Origin of the sequence: Jannaschia sp. R86511 (assembly GCF_042466345.1) — a bacterium.
In the GTDB taxonomy this organism is placed as follows: Bacteria; Actinomycetota; Actinomycetes; order Actinomycetales; family JBBAYJ01; genus Aquipuribacter.
Map to the genome: position 1 here is coordinate 3424767 of NZ_JAXHCD010000001.1, position 22351 is coordinate 3447117.

Sequence of the window (22351 nt, forward strand, 5' to 3'; positions counted from 1 at the left end):
GACTATACACAGGCGTCAGTCGGCCCCCAGCAGCTCCCGGCCGGAACGGGTCAGGCCCTCGACCTGCGCCTGCGGGTGGCCCTGGTCGCGCCAGCGCTCGAGGCTCATGCGGTAGCGCCGGGCCTCACGACGGGCACCCCGCACGACCTCGACGGCCTCGCCGTCGCGCAGGTAGCCGGCCTTCTGCGACACCCGGTCGCTGGCCAGGTTGTCCTTGTAGGCGCCCGTGACGGCCGACCCGGCCCCCAGGTGGTCGAAGGCCAGCGACAGCACCGCGAGCCGCATCGCGGTGCCGGTGCCCCGCCCCTGGTGGACCTGGCCCAGCCAGGAGCCCGTGGCCACCTCGCGGGTGAGGGCGAACCGCGTCGACTGCAGGTCCTGCCGCCCGACGACCACCCCGTCACGCAGCACGGCGAAGGACAGCAGCCAGTCCTCGGCCGACAGCGCGCCCCGCGTGCGCCAGACGTGCTGGACGACGGCCCGGCCACGCTCCAGGTCGCTCACGTCGGTCCACTCCGTCAGCGGCTGCCAGGACGCGTCGTGGATGCCGTCGGCCGCCACGGAGGCCAGCGCCGGCAGCAGGTCGTCGTCGACGTAGCGCAGCTCCACCCCGCCCGGCGCGCGCAGGGTCAGGCCGAAGAACGGGTGCAGGTCGTCCCAGCCGAGCGTCATAGGTCCTCCCACCCCACCCGGGCACGTGCTGCCGGGTGCACGACGGGCACCGCGGTGCGCCGCGCGCCCGACGCTACTCCGCCCCGGTCCCCGACCAGCAGGGACCGGGGGGCCGACGTCGGCGGGGCGGGCGGGCTCAGGTGCGCAGCGTGGCCCCGACCGCCTCCGCCGCTCGCAGCGCCCCGGCGCGGGCCGCGGCCACCTCCTCGGCGGTCAGGGTCCGGTCCGGCGCCCGGAACCGGAGGGCGTAGGCCAGGGACTTGCGACCCTCGCCCACCTGCGCCCCGGTGTAGACGTCGAAGAGCCGGACCGACTCCAGCACCTCGCCCGCACCGAGCACCAGGGCCGCCTGCACCGCCCCGGCCGGCACGGACCGGTCGACCACCAGCGCCAGGTCCTCCTTGGCCACAGGCTGCCGGGACAGCGGCTCCGCCTCGACGACGCCGCCGGCTCCGGCGGTCACCACCTGGTCCAGGTCGAGCTCCACGGCGCAGGTGCGGGCCGGCAGCCCCAGGCGGGCGGTCACCCGCGGGTGCAGCTCGCCGGCGTGGCCCACCAGCACGGGGTCCCCGTCCGCCCCGGCGACGTGCAGCGCCGCGCAGCGTCCCGGGTGCCAGGGGGCGTGCTCGTCCGGGGTCACCGTCAGCTCGGTCCCGGCGGCCGAGGCGACCTGCCGGGCGACGTGCACGGCGTCGTCCCAGCCCACCGGTCGCCCGGGGCCCTGCCACCCGGCCGGCTCCGCCTGCCCGGCCAGGACGGCAGCCAGGCGCCGGGGCTGGTCGGGCAGCGCCGCGTCGAGGGCGGCCAGCTCGTCGTCGCTCGGCCGGCCGGCGGTCCCGGGCACCCCGGCGGGCGCGACCTCCGGCGACGGCCGGACGACCAGGCCGACCTCGAAGACGGCCAGGTCGGTCTCGCCCCGACCCAGGTTGCGGACCGCCGTGTCCAGCAGCGGCGTCAGCAGGTTGGTGCGCATCTCCGGCTGCTCGTCGCTCAGCGGGTTGGCCAGGCGCAGGGCCCGGCGCCGGGCGTCGTCGGCGGGCAGCTCGAGGACGTCGTGGGCGGTGGGCGCGACGAACGGGTACGACAGCACCTCGACCAGTCCGTTGGAGACCAGGTGGTCACGGACCCGCCGGACCGTCCGCTGCGCCTCGGTGAGGCCGCCACCGGGCGGCGGGGTGGGGACGCGCTCGGGGATGGCGTCGTAGCCGCGCAGCCGCGCCACCTCCTCGGTCAGGTCGGGGGCGCCGGTCAGGTCGGGGCGCCACGACGGCGGGGTGACCAGCAGCGGGCCGCCCGGCTGCTCGGTGACCTCGCAGCCGATGGCCACCAGCGTGTCCACGACCTGCTCACCGGTGTAGTCCACTCCGACCAGCCGGGCCGGGAAGGCCGGGTCCAGGGTGATGACCGCCGGCGCCTCGACCTGGTCGAGGTCGGTCCACGCCTGCTCGGCCGTGCCGCCGCCGTGCTCGACCAGCAACCGGACCGCGAGCTCGGCCGCCGCGGGGGCGAGCCGGGGGTCGACGCCGCGCTCGAACCGCTTGCTGGCCTCGCTCGGCAGCCGGTGCCGGCGCGCGGTGCGGCCCACGCTAACGGCGTCGAAGTGCGCCGCCTCGACGAGCACGTCGCGGGTGGCGTCGCTGACCTCGGTGTCGGCCCCGCCCATCACGCCGGCCAGGCCGAGGATCCGCGAGGCCGGCTCGCCGGTGCCGCTGTCGGTGATGAGCAGGTCCTCGGTGTGCAGGGTCCGCTCGACGTCGTCGAGGGTGCGCAGCGTCTCGCCGGACCCGGCGCGCCGGACCACGACCGGACCCGACAGCAGGGCCAGGTCGTAGGCGTGCAGCGGCTGGCCGAGGGCGAGCATGACGTAGTTGGTGACGTCCACGGCCAGGCTGATGGGGCGCATCCCGGCCTGGGTCAGGCGCCGGGTCAGCCAGGCGGGGCTGGCGGCCGTGGGGTCGATGCCGCGCACGGTGCGGGCCACGAAGCGGTCGGCGCCGACACGGCCACGGATGGGGGCGTCGTCCTCGACGCGGACGGGGTACCCCTCCCCCGAGCTCGGCGCCGGCGCCAGGTCCGCGACCGGGTCCGCGAAGGGCCGCCCGGTGCTGTGGGAGTACTCGCGGGCCACGCCGCGCACGCTCAGGCAGTACCCGCGGTCGGGGGTGACGTTGACCTCGACCGTGCGCTCGGCCAGGCCCAGCAGCCCGAGCGCGTCCTGGCCCGGGGCCAGGTCGGCGGCGTCGTGACCGAGGCGGGTCAGCACGATGATCCCGTCGTGGTCCTCGCCCAGGCCCAGCTCGGCGGCGGAGCAGATCATGCCGTCGGACACGTGGCCGTACGTCTTGCGGGAGGCGATGGCGAACCCACCGGCCAGGACGGCCCCGGGCAGCGACACGACGACCAGGTCACCGGGCGCGAAGTTGTGGGCCCCGCAGACGATGCCGCGGGGCTCGCTGGTCCCCTCGGGCCCGTTGGGGCCGACGTCGACGGTGCACCAGTTGATGGTCTTGCCGTTCTTCTGCGGCTCGGGCTGCATCGTGAGGACGCGGCCGACCACGACGGGGCCGGTGACGTCGCCGCCGTGGATGCCCTCCTCCTCCAGGCCGACCCGGACCAGGTCCGCGGCCACCTGCTCGGCCGTGGTCCCGGCCGGGACGTCCACGTGCTCGGCGAGCCACGACATCGGTACGCGCATCAGGCGATCCCTCCGAGCTGACGGGCGAAGCGGACGTCGCCCTCGACCATGTCGCGCATGTCGGCGACCCCGTTGCGGAACATCAGGGTCCGCTCGATGCCCATGCCGAACGCGAAACCGGAGTACACGGCCGGGTCGACGCCGCAGGCCACCAGGACGTTCTGGTTGACCATGCCGCAGCCGCCCCACTCGATCCACCCGGTCCCGCCGCAGGTGCGGCAGCCGGGGTCGACCGTGCCGGTGCGCGCCGCGCAGACGAAGCAGCGCAGGTCGACCTCGGCACTGGGCTCGGTGAAGGGGAAGTAGGCGGGCCGCAGGCGCGTGGTCACGGCGTCGCCGAACATCGCGCGGGCGAAGTGGGTCAGGGTGCCCTTGAGGTCGGCCATCGTCAGGCCCCGGTCGACGGCCAGGCCCTCGACCTGGTGGAACACCGGCGTGTGCGTGGCGTCCAGCTCGTCGGTGCGGAAGGTGCGCCCGGGGGCGATGACGTAGACCGGCACCCCGCGGGCCAGCAGCGAGCGGGCCTGCACGGGCGAGGTGTGGGTGCGCAGCACCAGGTTGGCCTCGCGCGGCTCGACGTAGAACGTGTCCTGCATCTGGCGGGCGGGGTGGTCGGCGTCGAAGTTGAGGGCGTCGAAGTTGAACCACTCGGCCTCGACCTCGGGGCCCTCGGCCACCTCCCAGCCCATGGCCGTGAAGACGTCGACGACCCGGTCGGTCAGGGCGGTCAGCGGGTGGGCGGCCCCGGGGGCCCGACGCTCGGTCGGCAGGGTGACGTCGACGGCCTCCTCGGTGAGGATGCGGGCGTCGCGCTCGGCCTCGAGCTCCACCTGCCGCGCGGCCAGGGCCGTGGTGACCTGGCCCCGGGCCTGGCCGACGAGCTTGCCGGCCGCGGCCTTCTCGCTGCCGGGCAGCTGCCCGATGGACCGGTTGGCCAGGGCCAGCGGGGAGCGGTCGCCGGCGTGCGCGAGCCGGACCTGCTTGAGGCCGTCGAGGTCCCCGGCCCCGGCCGCAGCGGCCAGGGCGGCGGCGACGGCGGCGCCGACGGCCTCCTCGGTCAGCTCGAGCGGGGCGACGGGCTGACCGTCGGGCGGAGCCGTGGTGGGGGCTCCGTCGGGGGCGTGGTGAGGCTGGCCGGACACGGTTGCGGAGTCTAGGTGCGGGCCGCCGCCCCGCGCGCCCGGGTATCGCGGGCGAGCGCCACCGGGCGCCGCGTCAGCGTGCGGCCCGTCAGCGGGCGGCCCGTCAACGGCGGGCGCGGGCGGAGGCGTACAGGCAGACCGTGGCCGCCATGGCCAGGTTGAGGCTCTCGGCGTGGCCGTGGATGGGGACCGACACCGTGGTGTCGGCCAGCGCGGCATCCTCGGCGGGCAGTCCCCAGGCCTCGTTGCCGAGCAGCCAGGCGTGCGGGCCCACGAGCAGCCCGCGACCGTCGGCGGCCTCGTCCTGCAGGTCGTCGAGGTCCTGCCGGCCGTCCGCCGCCGTGGCGAGCGTGGCCAGACCGCCCTGCCGGCAGGCGGCCACCACGTCCGCCAGCGGCACCCCGGTGACGACGGGCACGTGGAAGAGGCTGCCCGCGGTCGAGCGCACGACCTTGGGCCCGTGGACGTCCACCGACTCCGTGGTCAGCACCACGGCGTCGGCGCCCGAGGCGTCGGCGGCCCGGATGACCGTGCCGGCGTTGCCGGGGTCCCGGACCCGGGCCAGCACCACCAGGGTGCGGGGCCGCCCGGCCAGCACCTGGGCCAGGTCCACGTCCACCCGGTGCGCGACGGCCAGGACGTGCTGCGGGGTGACCGCGTCGGCCATGGCGGCCAGCACCTCGGCGCTGGCGGTGCGCACCTCGACCCCGGCGGCGGTCGCTGCCCGCGCGTAGCCGGGGTCGGCGTCCAGGCCCACGTACAGGGTGTCGACGACCACCCCGACGGCGGCGTCCGGGTCCACCACGGCGGCCAGCAGCTCGGTGACCGGCCCGTGGCCCTCCACGAGGAACCGGCCGGTGGCCTGACGCACCGAGCGCCCGGAGAGCCGGGCCACCTTCTTCACCCGTTCGGCACGGGGGTTGGTGAGCTCCGGCGCCTCCGGGCGCTCGGTCACGTGCGTGGTGCCTGGGTCCGGCAGACCGCTCAGGCGGCCTTGTCGGCGGCCGGCTTGGCGTTGGCCGGCAGGGCCGTCTTGGCCGCCTCGACGAGGACCGCGAAGGCCGCCTCGTCGTTCACGGCGAGCTCGGCGAGCATGCGACGGTCGACCTCGATGCCGGCGGCGTTCAGGCCCTGGATGAAGCGGTTGTACGTGATGCCGTTGGCGCGGGCCGCAGCGTTGATGCGCTGGATCCACAGCCGCCGGAAGTCACCCTTGCGCGCCTTGCGGTCGCGGTAGGAGTAGACGCCGGAGTGGAGCAGCTGCTCCTTGGCCTTGCGGTACAGGCGCGAACGCTGACCCCGGTAGCCGCTGGCCTTCTCGAGGACCTCGCGGCGCTTCTTGTGGGCATTCACTGCCCTCTTCACGCGTGCCATGTGGTGCTCCTGCTAGTTCGTGGGGAGGTCGCTGCCGACCCGGACGTGCGAGGGAGGGCTCAGAGACCGAGCAGCTTCTTCGCGTTGCGCGTGTCCGCCTTGGACAGCACCTGGTCGACGTTCAGCTTGCGCTTGCGCCGCGAGCTCTTGTGCTCGAAGAGGTGCTGGTTGTTGGCCTGCTCACGCATGAGCTTGCCCGAGCCAGTCACCTTGATGCGCTTCTTCGCACCGGAGTGCGTCTTCATCTTCGGCACCGTGGTGCTCCTGTCTGTGTCGTGGGCCGCGGGGCGGCGGCCCGGTGTCGCAGGACTCGGTTCAGGCCTGCGGGGCGTCGGTGGTGGCGGAGGCCTCGACCTCGGCCGCCGGGGCCGCGGGGGCAGGGGCGGTGGCCTCGGCCCGGGCGGCGTCCTTCTCGGCCTGCTTGGCCGCCTTGGCCTCGGTCTTGACCTCGGCCTTCTTCTTGTGCGGACCGATGACCATGACCATGTTGCGACCGTCGACCCGCGGGGTGGACTCCACCGAACCGAGGTCCTCGACGTCCGCCGCGACGCGCTGCAGCAGACGCAGACCCATCTCGGGCCGGGACTGCTCGCGACCGCGGAACATGATCATGACCTTGACCTTGTCGCCGGCCTTGAGGAACCGGGTCACGTGACCCGTCTTGGTGGCGTAGTCGTGGTCGTCGATCTTGAGCCGGTAGCGGATCTCCTTGAGGACCGTGTTGGCCTGGTTCTTGCGGGCCGCACGCTCCTTCATGGCCGACTCGTACTTGAACTTGCCGAAGTCCATGAGCTTGACGACCGGCGGGCGGGCCTCGGGGGCCACCTCGACCAGGTCGAGCTCGGACTCAGTCGCGAGCTTCATGGCCTGTTCGATGCGGACGATCCCGACCTGCTCGCCGTTCGGCCCGACGAGTCGGACCTCGGGGACACGGATGCGGTCGTTGATACGTGGCTCGGTGATGTGCGTGCTCCTCGGTGAGGGTCTGTGGTCTGTCCGGCGGCCTGTCGACCCGGCGGCTGCCACGGGGCAAGCACTGGCCGGGTCCGGCGCGCGGGGACGACAGCTGTTGCACACGTGCTCGGGTGGTCAGACTGGTGTCGTCCCGCCCGTGGACCTGAACCGCGGACACCGTGGGTGTCCGGGTGGGAGTGGCCTCCGCTTGCTGCCGTCCCGGTTACCCGTGACGGCTGGTCGGCTGCCAGGGTAGCAGGGTGAGCCCCGACCCCCTGCCCGACGTGGCACGTGACCTGGCCGACGTCCCTGCCGTGGAGGTCATCACCACGGCCGCCGTGCACCTGATGAGCGCCGCCGCGGTCAAGTGCGGCCTGGTGTCCCCGGCCGACCTGGACGGGGCGGTCGGCGAGGACGGCGCCCCGCTGACGCCGGCGGACCTGATGGACCTGGCCGAGGCGCGCAGCCTCATCACGTCCCTGGCGGGGCTGGTGACCGCGGCCGCACCCGAGATCGGGTCGCAGCACGCCCGGGCCCTGCGCGACGGGCTGCGGTCGCTGCAGCTGGCGTTCCGGGAGGCGTCGGTGGTGCCGGACGCGCCGGGCCAGGGCCCGGGCGAGAAGCTCACCGGCCCGGTGCGCTGACGTCGTCCGCCTGCTCCGCCGACGTCCGCGCCACCGACGTCCGGTGGCGCCGCACCATCCCGAGCGCGACCAGCGCCAGCGACCCCGAGACCACCGCCACCAGCACGAACGCGCTCCACGGGCCGAGCAGGTCCGCCGCCCCTCCGGCCAGCGGCGCCCCCAGGCTGAACCCGGCCGTGGTCGCCGAGCCGTGCCAGCCCATCGCCTCGCCCCGGTTCCGCTCCCCCACCCGACGGCTCACCCCGTCCGCGCTGGCCGACAGCGTGGGGGCGACCAGCACCCCGGCCGGCACCACCAGCAGGAACAGCAGCAGCGGGTCCACCGCCAGGGCCAGCGGCAGCGTGGCCAGCGACAGCCAGGCCAGCAGGACCAGCGGGCTCGAGGCCCCCCGTCGCATCGCGCCGTAGACCAGGCCACCCGCGCCCGAGGCGACGCCCCACACGGCGAACACCCAGCCCACCAGGTCGACGCGCTCCAGGCCCCGCAGCAGCGCGATGACGCCGACCTCGGAGCCGGACAGGACGAACGCCGTCCCGAACGAGCAGGCGTACATGGCCATCAGGCCCGGGCTCATCCAGGCCGGCAGCGGCAGCCGGAGCCGGCGCAGCCGCCGGTCGTCACCGCCGGTCAGCCCGGCCGCGACGTCGGCCTCGCCGTCGGGTCGCTGCTGCACGCCGACGCCGCCGGCCCCCGGATCCCCCGGCCGGCTCCGCAGCTGCGGGTTGAGCAGGGCCAGCAGGACCCCCGCCAGCGCCTCGCCCACGCCGATCGCGATCAGCGCGGCCGGGGCCCCGACCTGCAGGACGCCGATCACCACCAGCGGCGGACCGGCGACGAAGCTGGCCTCGACCAGCACCGAGTCCATGGCGAAGGCGGCTCGGCGCGAGCGCAGGGGGACGATGACGCCGATGGCCTGGCGCAGCACGGTGAAGACCGGCACGGCCAGGGCCCCGGCCACCAGGGCCACGGGGATCAGCAGCCAGTACGGGCTGAACGCGGCCGCGGTCCACAGCAGCGGCATGGCCACGACGCTGGGGACCAGCGCCCGGCGCAGCCCCACCCGGTCGACCAGCCGGCCCCGCCACGGGCTTCCGAAGGCGATGCCGATGGTGAGGGCGGCGGTCACGAGGCCGGCCTCGAAGTAGCCGCGCCCCAGGCCTTCGGTGACGTACAGGGTGAGCGCAAGCCCGCCCCCGACGTGCGGGACGCGGGCCAGCACCCCGACCAGGTACAGGGCCCTCATGCCCGGGACGGCGAGGACCTCGCGGTAGGCGCCGGGTCCTCGGGACTCGATCTCGGTGCTGCTCACGGCGCCCAGTGTCGGGCACGGCACCGACACCTGCGGTCGCGTCATCTTGAACCATTCCAGTTGCCGTGCTGTCCTGGCGGGACGGCTCGACAGGTGTCCGACCGCCCCGTCCGGGGTACCAGTCCTACGAGCCAGGCACGCGCACACCACCACCGATCGCGAGGAGCGCACATGAGCACCGACCAGACACCGGCGACGACCACCACCGCCGGGGCACCGGTCCACAGCGACGAGCACTCGATGACGGTGGGGCCCGCGGGCCCGCTGCTGCTGCAGGACCACTACCTGATCGAGAAGATGGCCCAGTTCAACCGCGAGCGCGTCCCGGAGCGGGTCGTGCACGCCAAGGGCGGGGGCGCGTTCGGGCGGTTCACCGTGACGAACGACGTGTCGCAGTACACGATGGCGAAGGTCTTCCAGCCCGGCGCCGAGACCGAGACGCTGCTTCGCTTCAGCTCCGTCGCCGGCGAGCAGGGCTCCCCCGACACCTGGCGCGACCCGCGCGGCTTCTCGCTGAAGTTCTACACCGAGGACGGCAACTACGACCTGGTCGGCAACAACACGCCCGTGTTCTTCGTGCGGGACCCGATGAAGTTCCAGGACTTCATCCGCTCCCAGAAGCGCGACCCGCAGACCGGGCTGCGCGACCACGACATGCAGTGGGACTTCTGGTCGCTGTCCCCGGAGTCCGCGCACCAGGTGACCTGGCTGATGGGCGACCGCGGCCTGCCGAAGTCGTGGCGGACGATGAACGGCTACGGCTCGCACACGTTCATGTGGATCAACGCCGAGGGCGTCCGGTCGTGGGTGAAGTACCACTTCAAGACCAACCAGGGCCACGAGTTCTTCACCCAGGACGAGGGTGACGCCATGGCGGGCCAGGACGGCGACTTCCACCGCCGGGACCTGTTCCAGGCCATCGAGGACGGCAACTACCCGACCTGGTCGCTCAAGGTGCAGATCATCCCGTTCGAGGACGCGGCCGGTTACCGGTTCAACCCCTTCGACGTCACCAAGACCGTGTCGCAGAAGGACTACCCGCTCATCGACGTCGGGACCCTGGAGCTCAACCGCAACCCGGCCAACTACCACGTCGACATCGAGCAGGCGGCGTTCGAGCCCAGCAACTTCGTGCCCGGCATCGGCCCCAGCCCGGACCGGATGCTGGTCGGCCGGCTGTTCTCCTACGCCGACGCCCACCGCTACCGCATCGGCGCCAACTACAACCAGCTGCCGCCGAACGCCCCCCGCGCGGCGACGGTGAACTCGTACTCCAAGGACGGCGCGATGCGCTTCCAGCACGACGGCGACGCGCCGGTCTACGCGCCCAACTCCCGCGGCGGGGCGGCCGCGGACCCGGCGAAGGCCGGGCCGATGGCCGGCTGGGACGCGGCCGGGTCGATGACGCGTGAGGCCGAGACGCTGCACGCAGAGGACGACGACTTCGGCCAGGCCCGCACCCTGCTCATGGAGGTGTTCGACGACGCGGCGCGGGAGCGCTTCCTGACCAACGTCACCGGCCACCTGCTGAACGCGGTGAGCGAGCCGGTGCTGGAGCGCGCGTTCCAGTACTGGAAGAACGTCGACGAGGGCATGGGCACCCGGATCGAGAACGTCGTCCGCGGCGCCCTGGCCGGTGGCGACGGCGGCGCCCCGGAGCCCGGTGACGGCGTCACGGGCCCGTCGGACAACGTGAACGCGGACGCGGACGAGGTCGACGTGCGCGACCGGGCCGGCATGGCCTGAGCGTCCGGGTGGGCCACGGCCACCCCTGACCAGCGACACAACGGCACCCTGCGTCGGAACGCGTCCGACGCAGGGTGCCGTTGCGTCGGGTAGAGCGACGCAGAGTGCCGTTGCGTCGGTACGCGACCGACGGAGAGTGCCGTTGCGTCGGGATGCGGGCCCTCAGCCGGCGACGGCAAGCGCCTCGGGCAGGGTGAAGGCGCCCGCGTAGAGGGCCTTGCCCACGATGGCGCCCTCGAGCCCCTCGCCCACGATCGCCCGCAGCGCCTCGAGGTCGGCCAGGCTGCTGATGCCGCCGGAGGCCACGACCGGCTTGTCCGTCGCCGCGCACACCTGGCGGAGCAGGTCGACGTTCGGGCCGCGCATCGTGCCGTCCTTGGTCACGTCCGTGACCACGTACCGGGCGCAGCCGTCGGCGTCCAGGCGGGCCAGGGTCTCCCACAGGTCGCCCCCCTCCGAGGTCCAGCCCCGGGCGGCCAGGGTGGTGCCCCGCACGTCCAGGCCGACGGCGATCCGGTCGCCGTGCTCGGCGATGGCGCGGCGCGTCCAGTCCGGGTCCTCCAGCGCCGCCGTGCCCAGGTTGACGCGGCGGCAGCCGGTGGCCAGCGCCCGGGCCAGGGACTCGTCGTCACGGATCCCGCCCGACAGCTCGACGGCGACCCCCGCATCGTCGACGGCCCGCACCACGGCGGCCAGGGCCTCGGCGTTGCTGCCGCGACCGAAGGCCGCGTCCAGGTCGACCAGGTGGATCCACTCGGCCCCGTCACGGACCCAGGCCAGCGCCGCGTCGAGCGGGTCGCCGTAGGAGGTCTCGGAGCCGGCCTCGCCCTGGACGAGGCGCACGGCCTGGCCGTCGGCGACGTCGACCGCCGGCAGCAGCTCCAGCCGACCGGTGGGGCGGGCGGTCCCGGTGGGCCCGGCCTGCGGTCCGGGCGCCTGGCCCGACCTCTCGGCGGCGGGGACGGACGGGGTCGCGGAGGCGTCGGGCGTGGTCACGGACGCCGACGGTAGCCCAGCCGGCGCCCGCGCGCGGAGTCGGTCACCACCACCCACAGCAGCGGCGCCGCGAGCAGGGTGACCCCCAGCCCGACCAGGCTGGCGCGTGCGTCACGGACCAGGAACCACAGCAGCAGGTGCGCCAGCACGAGGACGGCCAGGACCGGCAGCCAGCGCCGCCGGGCGGCCCGTCGGGTGGCCGAGCGGACCTTGGTGGGCCGGATGCCCAGCGCCCGCCGGAACGACCGGGCCCGGGCCTCCCGACGCCCGCGACGCTCCACCGTGGCCAGCCGGTCGCGCTCCGACCGGTCGCGGGCCGCGGCGGCCTCGGCCTCGCGCGCCGCCCGTCGCCGGGCGCGCTCCCGGCTCATGCCCTGCTCATCCGCTGCTCGCCCGCTGCTCGTCCGCTGCCCGACCGACGGGTCAGGCGCGCAGCGAGCCGACCCAGCCGGCCAGCAGGGCCGCCCCGGCGTCGCCGGACTTCTCGGGGTGGAACTGGGTGGCCGTCAGGGCCCCGTTCTCCACCGCCGCCACGAACCGCACCCCGCCGTGCTCGGCGTAGGTGACCAGCGGCGCCGGGATCCGGTCGTTGCCCAGGTCGGCGACGTGCTCGGCGTCGGGCTCCTCCCCCGTCACCGGCGGCTGGCCGGGGGCGAGCACGGCGTAGGAGTGCACGAAGTAGAACCGCTCGTCGGCCAGGCCCTCGAACAGCCGGCTGCCCGGGGCGACGTCCACGGTGTTCCACCCCATGTGCGGCACACGGTCGGCCGGCAGCCGGCGGACCGTGCCGGGCCACTGCGCCAGGCCGTCGCGGTGACCCGCCCCGGGCTCGGTGGACGCCTCGAACATCACCTGCAGGCCGACGCAGATCCCGAGCACGGGACGACCGCCCGCCAGGCGTCGGCCGACGACGCGGTCCCCGCCGACGGCCCGGACGCCCTCGACGACCGCGGCGAAGGCGCCGACACCGGGCACGACCAGCCCGTCGGCGGCCATCGACTCGTCGTGGTCGGCGGTCAGGCTGACGTCCGCACCGGCCCGCTCGAGCGCACGGACGGCGGAGCGGACGTTGCCCGAGCCGTGGTCCATCACGACCACGGTGGGCCGGGCGGCCTCCGTCACAGGGCGCCCTTCTCGCTGGGGACCCCGCCCACGCGCGGGTCGGGCTCGACGGCGGCGCGGAAGGCCCGGGCGAGCGCCTTGAACTGGGCCTCGACGACGTGGTGGGGGTCGCGGCCGGACAGCACCCGGACGTGGACGGCGATGCGGGCGTTGTGGGCCAGCGCCTCCAGCACGTGCCGGGTGAGCGAGCCGACGTAGTGCCCGCCGATGAGGACGTGCTCCTGCCCGGCGGGCTCGCCCTCCTGCACGCAGTAGGCCCGCCCGGCCAGGTCGACCGCCGCCATGGCCAGGCACTCGTCCAACGGCACCGTCGCGTCGCCGAAACGACGGATCCCGGCCTTGTCGCCCAGGGCCTGGTCGATGGCCTGGCCCAGGACGATCGCGACGTCCTCCACGGTGTGGTGGGCGTCGACGTCGGTGTCGCCGTCGGCCTCGACCCGCAGGTCAACCAGGGAGTGCCGGGAGAACGTCTTGAGCATGTGGTCGAAGAAGCGGACCCCGGTCGACACCTCCGACCGGCCCGTGCCGTCGAGGTCGAGCTCGACGAGGACGCGGCTCTCCTTGGTGGCTCGTTCGATGCGTGCGGTCCGCGACGGCGTGCTCACGTGGGGCTCCTGGGGGTGGGTCCGGGTGGGTCCTGGCTGGTGGGTCGGGCGGGTGGTCGGGGGCCGGGTGGTGCCCGTCCGGGCCCGACGCTACCGGGCGCCGGGGCGGCTCCGGCCGAGCGGGATCAGGTGCCCGGCGCGGTCGCGGGAAGCTCCCGCAGGGCGGCCAGCAGCGCCGAGGTCTCGGCCTCGGTGCCCGCCGTCAGCCGCAGGTGCCCCGGCAAACCCACGTCGCGCACCAGCACCCCGGCCGCCAGCAGCCCCCGCCAGGCCGCCTTCTCGTCACCGAACCCGCCGACCAGGACGAAGTTGGCGTCGCTGGGGACCGGCGCCAGCCCGAGCTCGCGGACGCCTTCCACGATGCGGTCCCGCTGGGCCTTGGTGTCCGCCACCGTGGCGAGCAGGTCGTCGGTGTGCGCGAGCGCGGCCCGCGCCGCCGCCTGGGTCAGGGACGACAGGTGGTAGGGCAGCCGCACCAGGCGCAGGGCCGCGGTCACCGCCGGGTCCGCCGCGAGGTAGCCCACCCGCGCCCCGGCGAAGGCGAAGGCCTTGCTCATGGTGCGGGTGACCACCAGACGGGGCCGTCCGGGCAGCAGGGTCAGGGCGCTGGCCGTGCCGGGCCGGGCGAACTCGGCGTAGGCCTCGTCGACGACGACCAGGGCCGCGGGGGCCGCGTCGTGCACGGCCTCCACCACGTCCAGGCCGAGCGCGGTGCCCGTGGGGTTGTTGGGCGAGCAGAGGAACACCACGTCGGGGTCGACGTCGGCGGCCTGGGCGGCCGCGGTCTCCGCGGTCAGGTCGAAGGGGTCCTCGGGGCTGCCGGGGCGGTGCCCGTCCACCCAGTTCGTGCCGGTGCCCTGGCTGATGATCGGGTGCATGGAGTACGCGGGCGTGAACCCCAGCGCCACCCGGCCCGGCCCGCCGAAGGCCTGCAGCAGGTGCTGCAGGACCTCGTTGCTGCCGTTGCCCGCCCACAGCTGGTCGGCGACGAGGTCGACACCGGCCGTGCGGACCAGGTAGGCCGCGAGGTCCTCGCGCAGCGCCGTCAGCTCCCGGTCGGGGTAGCGGTTGAGGCCGGGGGCCGCTGCGGCCACCGCGGCCACCAGCGCCTCGACGACCGCGGGCGGCACCGGGTGCGAGCTCTCGTTGGTGTTGAGCCGGACGGGCACGTCCAGCTGCGGGGCGCCGTAGGCGGTGGCGCCACGCAGGTCGTGGCGCAGCGGCAGGCCGCTGCCGTCCAGCCGGTCGGCGCGCTCCTGCCCCGGCGCCGGGGGCCGGCCGGTCACTTGGGCGGCGCCGGGAACCGGGCCGTCACGGCGTCCCCGTGGGCCGGCAGGTCCTCGGCGTTCGCGAGCGCCACCACGTGGTGGGCGACGTCGGCGAGCGCCTGCTCGTCGTAGTCGACGACGTGGATGCCGCGCAGGAAGGTCTGCACGCTCAGCCCCGAGGAGTGGCAGGCGCAGCCGCCCGTTGGCAGCACGTGGTTGGACCCGGCGCAGTAGTCCCCCAGGCTGACCGGCGCCCAGCGGCCGACGAACACCGCACCGGCGTTGCGGACCCGCGCCGCCCGCTCGCGCGCGTCGACGGTGTGGATCTCCAGGTGCTCGGCGGCGTAGGCGTCCACGACCTGCATGCCCGCCTCGAGGTCGTCGACCAGCACGACCGCCGACTGGGGACCGGCCAGGGCCGTGGCGACCCGCTCGGTGTGCTTGGTGCCCGCCACCTGGCGGACCAGCTCGGCCGTGACCGCCTCGGCCAGCGCGGTGGACGGCGTGACGAGGACGGCGCCGGCCATGGGGTCGTGCTCGGCCTGGCTGATGAGGTCGGCGGCGACCTCGGCGGCCACGGCGCTGTCGTCGGCCAGGATGCCGATCTCGGTCGGCCCGGCCTCGGAGTCGATGCCGATGACGCCCTTGAGCAGGCGCTTGGCCGCCGCGACGTAGATGTTGCCGGGACCGGTGACGATGTCCACGCCCGGCACGACCAGCACGCCGTCGGCGTCGCGGGCCCCGTAGGCCAGCATCGCGACGGCCTGGGCGCCGCCGACGGCGTAGACCTCGTCGACGCCCAGCAGGGCGCAGGCGGCGAGGATGGTCGGGTGGGGCAGGCCGCCGAAGTCCTTCTGGGCGGGGCTGGTGACGACGATCTGCTCGACCCCGGCCTCCTGGGCGGGGACGACGTTCATCACCACGCTGCTCGGGTAGACGGCCAGGCCACCGGGCACGTAGAGCCCGACCCGCTCCACGGGGACCCACCGCTCGCTGACGCTCCCGCCCGGCACGACCTGCACGGTCGAGTCGGTCCGGCGCTGGTCGGCGTGCACCAGGCGGGCGCGCCGGATCGACTCCTCCAGCGCGGCCCGGACCGCGGGGTCCAGCGAGGCCAGCGCCTCCGCGAGCGCCGCCGCAGGCACCCGGAGCCGATCGAGGCGGACCCCGTCGAAGCGCTCGGTGGCGTCGACGACCGCCGCCACCCCCCGGGCGCGCACGTCGTCGCAGATGGGGCGGACGACGGCGAGGGCGCCCTCGACGTCGAGCTCGGCGCGCGGCACGACGCCGCGCAGCTCGCGGTGCTCGAGCCGTCGTCCCCGCAGGTCGAGCGTGCGGATGGGGGCGTCGACGAGCGCGGGCGTCCCGGACGGGGCCGTGGTGGTCTGCACCTGCCCATGGTAGGTCGACCCCGGTGGGCGAGCGGTCGCCGGGCGCCGGGCCTGGGTACCGTCTGGGGCGTGACGCGAAGCAGCGCGACGGGAGCCGGCGGCACCCCGGCCACGGTGGCCCTCGAGCAGGCCGGGATCCACCACACCAGGCACAGCTACGCCCACGACCCGCGCGCGGCGGCGGGCCGGGGCGGGTACGGCCTCGAGGCGGCCGACGCCCTCGGCCTGGAGCCGGCCACCGTGCTCAAGACCCTCCTGGTCACCCTGGACGGTGCCCCGCGGCCGGGGCTGGGGGTGGCCGTGGTGCCGGTGACGCACAGCCTCGACCTGAAGGCGGTCGCGGCGGCGCTGGGGGTCAAGCGGGCGGCGATGGCCGAGCCGCGCGCGGCCGAGCGGGCCACCGGGTACGTGGTGGGCGGCATCTCGCCCGTCGGGCAGCGGACCGTCCTGCCCACCGTGGTCGACGTCTCCGCCCTGACCCACCCCGTGGTGTTCGTCAGCGGCGGCCGGCGGGGCTTCGACGTGGGGCTGGCCCCGCAGGACCTGGTCCGCGTCACCTCGGCGGTCGTGGCTCCCGTCGCCCGCTGAGCGGGTCGGGGGCGGGCGACCTACGCTGGGTCGATGAGCACGACGGTGCCCCTCTTCCCCCTGGGCACGGTGCTGGTCCCCGGTCTGGTCCTGCCGCTGCACGTCTTCGAGCAGCGCTACCGCGACCTGGTGGCGGACCTGCTGGCCGCGGACGAGACCCGGCAACACTTCGGCGTCATCGCGATCCGTTCCGGCCACGAGGTCGGCGACGACGGGGTGCGGGCGCTGCACGAGGTGGGCACCCTGGCCGAGCTGACCGACGTCACGGCGCTGCCCGACGGCCGCTACGACGTGCAGACCGTGGGCACGAGACGCTTCCGGCTGCTGGGCCTGGACCCCGACTCCGGTCACCCCGGCGCCGCCGTGCCGTACCTGCGCGGTCGGGTCGAGGTCCTCGACGAGCCGGTCGGTGACACCGCCCAGCTGCTCGCCGGGTCGGTGCGAGCCGCGTTCGAGCGCTACCGGACCCGGCTGCGCGGGGCCGACAGCGTGCTGCCCGACGACCCGCTGCTGCTGTCGTACACGGTGGCCGCGAACATGCTGCTGGACCTCGTCGACCGGCAGCAGCTGCTGGAGTCGCCGGACACGTCGCAACGGCTGCGGCGGGCGCTACGGCTGCTGGCCCGCGAGGAGGTCCTGCTGCAGCTGCTGCGGGCGGTGCCGGCAACCGACGTCGTCCGCCGCGCCCCCGGCCTGAACTGACCGAGGGCCGCGGCCGCGTCGGGGCCTCCCCGCCGGTCCGTCAGTCCGTCCGGTCCCGACCGTCCTTGACCAGGGACTGCCAGGCCAGGTCGCGCAGGGTGTCCACCAGCACCAGGACGCCGGTGGCCAGCGGCCACAGCAGGACCGCCGCCAGCACCCCCGCGACCGGCTGCGGCGCGACCAGGTCGGCGACGACGTCCGCCGGCACGACGCCGACCTCGACCGGCGCCAGCAGGCGCAGCACGGCCCCGGTCCCCCAGGCCAGCACGGCCCCGACAAGACCTCCCACCAGCAGGCCCACCAGGCGGCCCACGGCCCGACCGTCGTGCTCGTCGTCACGGGACAGGACCCAGCCGACCCCCGCCGACGCCCCCGACAGCAGGCACCACAGCGCGAAGGACGCGTGCGCCTGCCCGCCCGCCTGCAGCAGGTCGAGGTAGGTGTCACCGGGTGAGCGGAGCCCGCCGGGTGCCGTGAGCCACCACCCCAGGCCGACCAGCGGGCCGGCCAGGAGGCAGGCGAGGCCCGCGCGCACCCCCACGGCGCGCGGGGTGCGTCGGCGACGCCGGCGGTCCGGGCGAGGCCGGCGCGGCAGGACGGTGTCCGGGCTCACCCCAGGCACGCGGGACCGAGCAGGGCCTTGAGGTCGCCGAACAGGGCCGGCGTGACCGTGACCCGCAACCCCTCGTCCAGCCGCATCAGCGTGTCGCGGCCGGGCTGCTGCAGGCGCAGCCGGACCTCCGTGGTGCCCGGGTGGGTGTCCAGCACGACCTTGAGCCGCTCCACCACGACGGGGGTGCAGCGCGCCAGGTCCATCTGGATGGTCACGGGACCGTCGGCGCGGGTGTCGACGTCGGGCAGGGTGATCTCGGTCGCCCGGATGCTGACGCTCTCGTCGGAGCGGTTGAGGTCGCCCTTGACCACGACGACGACGTCCTCACCCAGGACCGGGCCGGCGATCTCGTACTGGCTGGGGAACACGAGGACCTCCACGGAGCCCGCGAGGTCCTCCACGGTGACGATGGCCCAGGTCTTGCCCGCCTTGGAGATCTTGCGCTGCACCCCGGTGACCAGGCCGGCGACGGTGACCTTGGCCCGGTCCTTGATCGTCTCGTCGGTGGCCAGCTGGGCGATGGAGACGTCGGCCAGCCGGGCCAGGATCCCCTCGATGCCGCTCAGGGGGTGGTCGGAGACGTACAGGCCGAGCATCGACCGCTCGCGCGACAACAGCTCCTTCTTGTCCCACTCCGGCAGGTCCGGCACGACCACGCTGACGCCGGTCGCGATGGAGGAGTCGGCGTCGGCGCCGGAGTCGAAGGCCGCGAACATGTCGTACTGGCCGGAGTCCAGCTTGCGCTTGAGCGCCACGGCCTCGTCCACGGCCTCCTCGAACACCGCGGTCAGCGAGCGCCGGGTGTGACCCACCGCGTCGAAGGCCCCCGAGGCGATCAGGGACTCCACGGTGCGCTTGTTGCAGACCTGGGCCGGGACCTTGTCGAGGAAGTCACGGAAGTCGGCGAACGCCCCCTCCTTCTCGCGCGCGGCCACGATGTGGTCGACCACGGCGCCGCCGACGTTGCGGACCGCCTCCAGGCCGAAGCGGATCGACCGGTCGACCGGGGTGTAGTCGCGGGCGGAGGTGTTCACGTCCGGCGGCAGGACCTGGATCCCCATCCGGCGGCACTCCTGCAGGTAGATCGCCGACTTGTCCTTGTCGTCGCGCACGCTGGTGAGCAGCGCGGCCATGTACTCGGCCGGGTAGTTGGCCTTGAGGAACGCGGTCCAGTAGCTGACCAGGCCGTAGGCGGCGGAGTGCGCCTTGTTGAACGCGTAGTCGGAGAACGGGACCAGGATGTCCCACAGCGTCTTGATCGACTCGGGGCTGAAGCCGTTGGACTTCATGCCGTCGGCGAACCCGACGTACTCCGCGTCCAGGACCTCGCGCTTCTTCTTGCCCATGGCGCGCCGCAGCAGGTCGGCCTTGCCCAGGCTGTACCCGGCCAGCTGCTGGGCGATGGCCATGACCTGCTCCTGGTACACGATCAGGCCGTAGGTGGTGCCGAGGATGGGCTCCAGCGCCTCGGCCAGCTCCGGGTGGGGGTAGCTGACCGGCTGCAGACCGTTCTTGCGCAGCGCGTAGTTGGTGTGCGAGCCCGCGCCCATCGGGCCCGGCCGGTACAGGGCGCCGACGGCGGAGATGTCCTCGAAGTTGTCGGGCTTCATCTGACGCAGCAGCGCCCGCATCGGACCGCCGTCGAACTGGAACACGCCCAGGGTGTCGCCCCGGCCGAGCAGCTCGTACGTGACGGGGTCGGTCGGGTCCTTGCTGAGGGCGTCCAGGTCGATCTCGACGCCGGCGTTGGCGCGGACGTTGATCAGCGCGTCGTCCAGGATCGTCAGGTTGCGCAGGCCCAGGAAGTCCATCTTGACCAGGCCGAGGTTCTCGCAGCTCGGGTAGTCGAACTGCGTGATGACCTGCCCGTCCTGCTCGCGGCGCATGATCGGGATCAGGTCCAGCAGCGGCTCGCTGGACATGATCACGCCGGCCGCGTGGACGCCCCACTGCCGCTTGAGGTTCTCCAGGCCCTTGGCCCGGTCGATGACGCCCTTGGCCTCGGGGTCGGTGGCGTACAGGGTGCGGAACTCGCCGGCCTCGGCGTAGCGCTTGTGCTCGGGGTCGAAGATCCCGGACAGCGGGATGTCCTTGCCCATCACCCCGGGCGGCATGGCCTTGGTCAGCCGCTCCCCCATGGAGAACGGGTGGCCCAGCACGCGGCTGGCGTCCTTGAGGGCCTGCTTGGCCTTGATCGTGCCGTAGGTGACGATCATGGCCACCCGGTCGTCGCCGTACTGCTCGGTGACGTAGCGGATGACCTCGGAGCGGCGGCGCTCGTCGAAGTCGATGTCGAAGTCGGGCATCGACATGCGCTCGGGGTTGAGGAACCGCTCGAAGATCAGGCCGTGCTGCAGCGGGTCGAGGTCGGTGATCCCCATGGCGTAGGCGCACATCGAGCCAGCACCGGAGCCACGGCCCGGGCCGACCCGGATGCCGTTGCGCTTGGCCCAGTTGATGAAGTCCGCGACCACCAGGAAGTACCCGGGGTAGCCCTTGCCGACGATGACGTCGGTCTCGAACTCGGCCTGTGTGCGGCTGGCGTCGGGGACGCCGTCGGGGTAGCGCGCGTGCAGGCCCCGCTCGACCTCCTTGATGAACCAGCTGGTCTCGTCCTCGCCCTCCGGGCAGGGGAAGCGGGGCATGTAGCGGCCCTCGCCCTCGGTGAAGGACACGTCGCAGCGCTCGGCGATGAGCAGCGTGTTGTCGCAGGCCTCGGGCAGCTCGCGGAACAGGTGGCGCATCTCGGCCGGGGACTTGAGGTAGTAGCCGTCGCCGTCGAACTTGAACCGCTTGGGGTCGTCCAGGCGGGAGCCGGACTGCACGCACAGCAGCACCTCGTGCGCGGCGGCGTCGGCCTGGGTGGTGTAGTGAAGGTCGTTGGTGGCCACCAGCGGCAGGTCGAGGTCCTTGGCGATGCGCAGCAGGTCCTCGCGGACGCGCTGCTCGATGTCCAGGCCGTGGTCCATCAGCTCGCAGTACAGGTTGCCCGCGCCGAACAGGTCCTTGAGCTCGGCCGCGGCCCGGACGGCCTCGTCGTACTGGCCCAGCCGCAGCCGGGTCTGCACCTCGCCCGACGGGCAGCCCGTGGTGGCGATCAGGCCGTGGTGGTAGCGCTCGAGCAGCTCCCGGTCCATGCGGGGCTTGAAGTAGAACCCCTCGAGGCTGGCCAGGCTGGAGAGCCGGAACAAGTTGTGCATGCCCTGGGTGTTCTCGGCCAGCAGGGTCATGTGGGTGTACGAGCCGCTGCCGGACACGTCGTCCCGGCTGCCGTCGCCCCACTTGACCCGGGTGCGGTCGAACCGGCTGGTCCCGGGGGTGATGTACGCCTCGGTGCCGATGATCGGCTTGATGCCCGCCTTGGTGGCCTTGGACCAGAACTCGTAGGCCCCGAAGACGTTGCCGTGGTCGGTCATCGCGACCGAGGTCATGCCGAGGCGCTCGGTCTCCGCGAAGAGCTCGCCGATGCGTGCCGCGCCGTCCAGCATCGAGTACTCGGTGTGGACGTGGAGGTGGGAGAACGACTCGCTGGACATCGTGGGTGAGTCTAGGTCGCCCCCCGGACGCTTCGACCCCGGACGCGCGGTCGGCCCGTCAGGCCCCCGGCCAGTCTCCTGCCCCCTCCTCCCCCTCCTCGCCGTCGTGGGTGGATCGAGAAGGCCGGATCGACCCACCGAGCGCCCGACGACGGGTCGAAGTGGCCCTCTCGGTGGCTGACCCGGGCCGGGCCGGGCTGGGCCGGGCTGGGCTGGGCCGGGCCGGGCTGGGCTGGGCTGGGCTGGGGCGGGTGGTCAGGCGGCCTGGTCGGCGCAGGAGAGGTGCAGCGCGGCGCGGATGCGGGTGACGGCGGCCGCGGGCCCCCACCGGAAGTCCTCGGCGGTCAGGACGACGACCCGCCAGCCCAGCGCCTCCAGACGCTCGCGCCGCAGCAGGTCGCGCCAGCGCTGACCGGGCTCCAGGTGGTGGCGGCCGTCGTACTCCACGAGCACGCGGTGCGGCTCCCAGGCCAGGTCGACCCGGGCGACGAAACGGCCCGCACCGTCGCGCACGACGAGCTGCGGGGTCGGGGCCGGCAGCCCGGCGTCCAGCGCCGCCAGCCGGAGGAGGCTCTCCGGCGGTGACTCGGCGCGACCGTCCAGCACGGGCAGCGCCGCCCGGGCGCCCCGCACCCCCCGGCGACCCATCCCGGCCGCGACGGACCGGGCGAGCGGGACGGCGAGCCGGGGCCACCGGTGCAGCAGGGCGTCACCGACCACGACCAGCTCGTCGCGGGTGGCCCCCGACCGCGCCAGGTCGCACCAGGTCCGCACCGGTGCGGTGACCGCCACCCCGTCGTAGCGGACGGACGCCACGGCGCCCTGCGCGGTGTGCCCCACCAGATCCGACCGGCGGGTGGCCCGGTGAGGACGGTCGGGTGTCGTCACGTGCACGGGCAGCACCTGTCGTCTCCTCGGCAGGGGCAGCCTCAGCACCGCGACCGCCGTCCAGTGGCTGACCACGGTCCCGGGGCCGCACCGTGAGAGCACGGCC

General features: G+C 74.3%; 21 protein-coding genes. 4 read left to right on the forward strand and 17 right to left on the reverse strand.

Annotation, left to right across the window (positions count from 1 at the left end):
• Positions 1 to 15: 15 nt before the first annotated feature.
• The 7 genes from SJY06_RS16000 to infC form a co-directional block, all read right to left on the reverse strand.
• Positions 16 to 672 carry a GNAT family N-acetyltransferase gene (locus SJY06_RS16000; RefSeq protein ID WP_380168525.1) on the reverse strand — a complete coding sequence of 219 codons (657 nt, stop codon included), beginning with the start codon at positions 670 to 672 and terminating at the stop codon, positions 16 to 18.
• Positions 673 to 808: 136 nt separating this feature from the next.
• Entirely contained in the window at positions 809 to 3367 is a 2559-nt protein-coding gene (gene pheT, locus SJY06_RS16005) for a phenylalanine--tRNA ligase subunit beta (protein WP_380168526.1), read from the reverse strand.
• Positions 3367 to 4509 carry a phenylalanine--tRNA ligase subunit alpha gene (gene pheS, locus SJY06_RS16010; RefSeq protein ID WP_380168527.1) on the reverse strand — a complete coding sequence of 381 codons (1143 nt, stop codon included), beginning with the start codon at positions 4507 to 4509 and terminating at the stop codon, positions 3367 to 3369. The genes pheT and pheS overlap by 1 nt, the downstream gene beginning before the upstream one ends.
• Positions 4510 to 4612: 103 nt before the next feature.
• On the reverse strand, positions 4613 to 5464 hold the full coding sequence (locus tag SJY06_RS16015; RefSeq protein ID WP_380168528.1) for a TrmH family RNA methyltransferase: 852 nt from the start codon (positions 5462 to 5464) through the stop codon (positions 4613 to 4615).
• Between the two features lie 29 nt (positions 5465 to 5493).
• Positions 5494 to 5883: a 50S ribosomal protein L20 gene (gene rplT, locus SJY06_RS16020; RefSeq protein WP_380168529.1), complete on the reverse strand. Its 390-nt coding sequence runs from the start codon at positions 5881 to 5883 to the stop codon at positions 5494 to 5496.
• A gap of 59 nt (positions 5884 to 5942) precedes the next feature.
• Entirely contained in the window at positions 5943 to 6137 is a 195-nt protein-coding gene (gene rpmI / locus SJY06_RS16025; RefSeq protein ID WP_380168530.1) for a 50S ribosomal protein L35, read from the reverse strand.
• Between the two features lie 61 nt (positions 6138 to 6198).
• Positions 6199 to 6960: a translation initiation factor IF-3 gene (gene infC, locus SJY06_RS16030; RefSeq protein ID WP_380168531.1), complete on the reverse strand. Its 762-nt coding sequence runs from the start codon at positions 6958 to 6960 to the stop codon at positions 6199 to 6201.
• Between the two features lie 137 nt (positions 6961 to 7097).
• Between infC and SJY06_RS16035 the strand changes: the two genes are divergently transcribed.
• Entirely contained in the window at positions 7098 to 7481 is a 384-nt protein-coding gene (locus tag SJY06_RS16035; RefSeq protein WP_380168532.1) for a DUF1844 domain-containing protein, read from the forward strand.
• Here SJY06_RS16035 and SJY06_RS16040 read toward each other — a convergent pair.
• On the reverse strand, positions 7462 to 8790 hold the full coding sequence (locus SJY06_RS16040) for an MFS transporter (RefSeq protein ID WP_380168533.1): 1329 nt from the start codon (positions 8788 to 8790) through the stop codon (positions 7462 to 7464). The two genes, SJY06_RS16035 and SJY06_RS16040, sit on opposite strands and share 20 nt — an antisense overlap.
• A 171-nt stretch (positions 8791 to 8961) precedes the next feature.
• Between SJY06_RS16040 and SJY06_RS16045 the strand changes: the two genes are divergently transcribed.
• On the forward strand, positions 8962 to 10536 hold the full coding sequence (locus SJY06_RS16045) for a catalase (RefSeq protein ID WP_380168534.1): 1575 nt from the start codon (positions 8962 to 8964) through the stop codon (positions 10534 to 10536).
• Positions 10537 to 10698: 162 nt separating this feature from the next.
• Here the strand turns inward: SJY06_RS16045 and priA are convergent, their stop codons facing one another.
• From priA to hisD, 6 genes are all read right to left on the reverse strand, one after another.
• Positions 10699 to 11532, reverse strand: coding sequence for a bifunctional 1-(5-phosphoribosyl)-5-((5-phosphoribosylamino)methylideneamino)imidazole-4-carboxamide isomerase/phosphoribosylanthranilate isomerase PriA (priA, locus tag SJY06_RS16050; protein ID WP_380168535.1), 834 nt, complete (start codon positions 11530 to 11532; stop codon positions 10699 to 10701).
• Complete coding sequence (locus tag SJY06_RS16055; protein WP_380168536.1) at positions 11529 to 11903, reverse strand: hypothetical protein; 375 nt, start codon at positions 11901 to 11903, stop codon at positions 11529 to 11531. Before SJY06_RS16055 ends, priA begins: the two co-directional genes overlap by 4 nt.
• A 52-nt stretch (positions 11904 to 11955) precedes the next feature.
• The gene (gene hisH, locus SJY06_RS16060; protein WP_380168537.1) at positions 11956 to 12654 is read right to left on the reverse strand and encodes an imidazole glycerol phosphate synthase subunit HisH; all 699 of its coding nucleotides are present in this window, start codon (positions 12652 to 12654) and stop codon (positions 11956 to 11958) included.
• Positions 12651 to 13259, reverse strand: a complete 609-nt coding sequence (gene hisB / locus SJY06_RS16065) for an imidazoleglycerol-phosphate dehydratase HisB (protein ID WP_380168538.1) — start codon at positions 13257 to 13259, stop codon at positions 12651 to 12653. Before hisB ends, hisH begins: the two co-directional genes overlap by 4 nt.
• A gap of 125 nt (positions 13260 to 13384) precedes the next feature.
• A complete protein-coding gene (locus SJY06_RS16070) occupies positions 13385 to 14545 on the reverse strand; it encodes a histidinol-phosphate transaminase (protein WP_380168539.1) in 1161 nt (386 codons plus the stop codon).
• Positions 14542 to 15918, reverse strand: coding sequence for a histidinol dehydrogenase (gene hisD, locus SJY06_RS16075; protein WP_380168540.1), 1377 nt, complete (start codon positions 15916 to 15918; stop codon positions 14542 to 14544). Before hisD ends, SJY06_RS16070 begins: the two co-directional genes overlap by 4 nt.
• A 69-nt stretch (positions 15919 to 15987) precedes the next feature.
• Between hisD and ybaK the strand changes: the two genes are divergently transcribed.
• Entirely contained in the window at positions 15988 to 16506 is a 519-nt protein-coding gene (gene ybaK / locus SJY06_RS16080) for a Cys-tRNA(Pro) deacylase (protein WP_380168541.1), read from the forward strand.
• A gap of 33 nt (positions 16507 to 16539) precedes the next feature.
• A complete protein-coding gene (locus SJY06_RS16085; protein WP_380168542.1) occupies positions 16540 to 17208 on the forward strand; it encodes an LON peptidase substrate-binding domain-containing protein in 669 nt (222 codons plus the stop codon).
• Positions 17209 to 17248: 40 nt separating this feature from the next.
• Here SJY06_RS16085 and SJY06_RS16090 read toward each other — a convergent pair whose 3' ends face one another.
• The 3 genes from SJY06_RS16090 to SJY06_RS16100 form a co-directional block, all read right to left on the reverse strand.
• Positions 17249 to 17821, reverse strand: a complete 573-nt coding sequence (locus SJY06_RS16090; protein ID WP_380168543.1) for a hypothetical protein — start codon at positions 17819 to 17821, stop codon at positions 17249 to 17251.
• On the reverse strand, positions 17818 to 21357 hold the full coding sequence (dnaE, locus tag SJY06_RS16095; RefSeq protein ID WP_380168544.1) for a DNA polymerase III subunit alpha: 3540 nt from the start codon (positions 21355 to 21357) through the stop codon (positions 17818 to 17820). The genes SJY06_RS16090 and dnaE overlap by 4 nt, the downstream gene beginning before the upstream one ends.
• Before the next feature lie 255 nt (positions 21358 to 21612).
• A complete protein-coding gene (locus SJY06_RS16100; protein WP_380168545.1) occupies positions 21613 to 22260 on the reverse strand; it encodes an endonuclease domain-containing protein in 648 nt (215 codons plus the stop codon).
• Positions 22261 to 22351 lie beyond the last annotated feature (91 nt).

Bases quoted from the DNA above. Each gene is read 5' to 3' on its own strand.
- SJY06_RS16000 (WP_380168525.1), bottom strand. From the start codon at position 672: ATGACGCTCGGCTGGGACGACCTGCACCCGTTCTTCGGCCTGACCCTG.
- pheT (WP_380168526.1), bottom strand. From the start codon at position 3,367: ATGCGCGTACCGATGTCGTGGCTCGCCGAGCACGTGGACGTCCCGGCC.
- rplT (WP_380168529.1), bottom strand. From the start codon at position 5,883: ATGGCACGCGTGAAGAGGGCAGTGAATGCCCACAAGAAGCGCCGCGAG.
- SJY06_RS16045 (WP_380168534.1), top strand. From the start codon at position 8,962: ATGAGCACCGACCAGACACCGGCGACGACCACCACCGCCGGGGCACCG.
- SJY06_RS16055 (WP_380168536.1), bottom strand. From the start codon at position 11,903: ATGAGCCGGGAGCGCGCCCGGCGACGGGCGGCGCGCGAGGCCGAGGCC.
- SJY06_RS16085 (WP_380168542.1), top strand. From the start codon at position 16,540: ATGAGCACGACGGTGCCCCTCTTCCCCCTGGGCACGGTGCTGGTCCCC.
- dnaE (WP_380168544.1), bottom strand. From the start codon at position 21,357: ATGTCCAGCGAGTCGTTCTCCCACCTCCACGTCCACACCGAGTACTCG.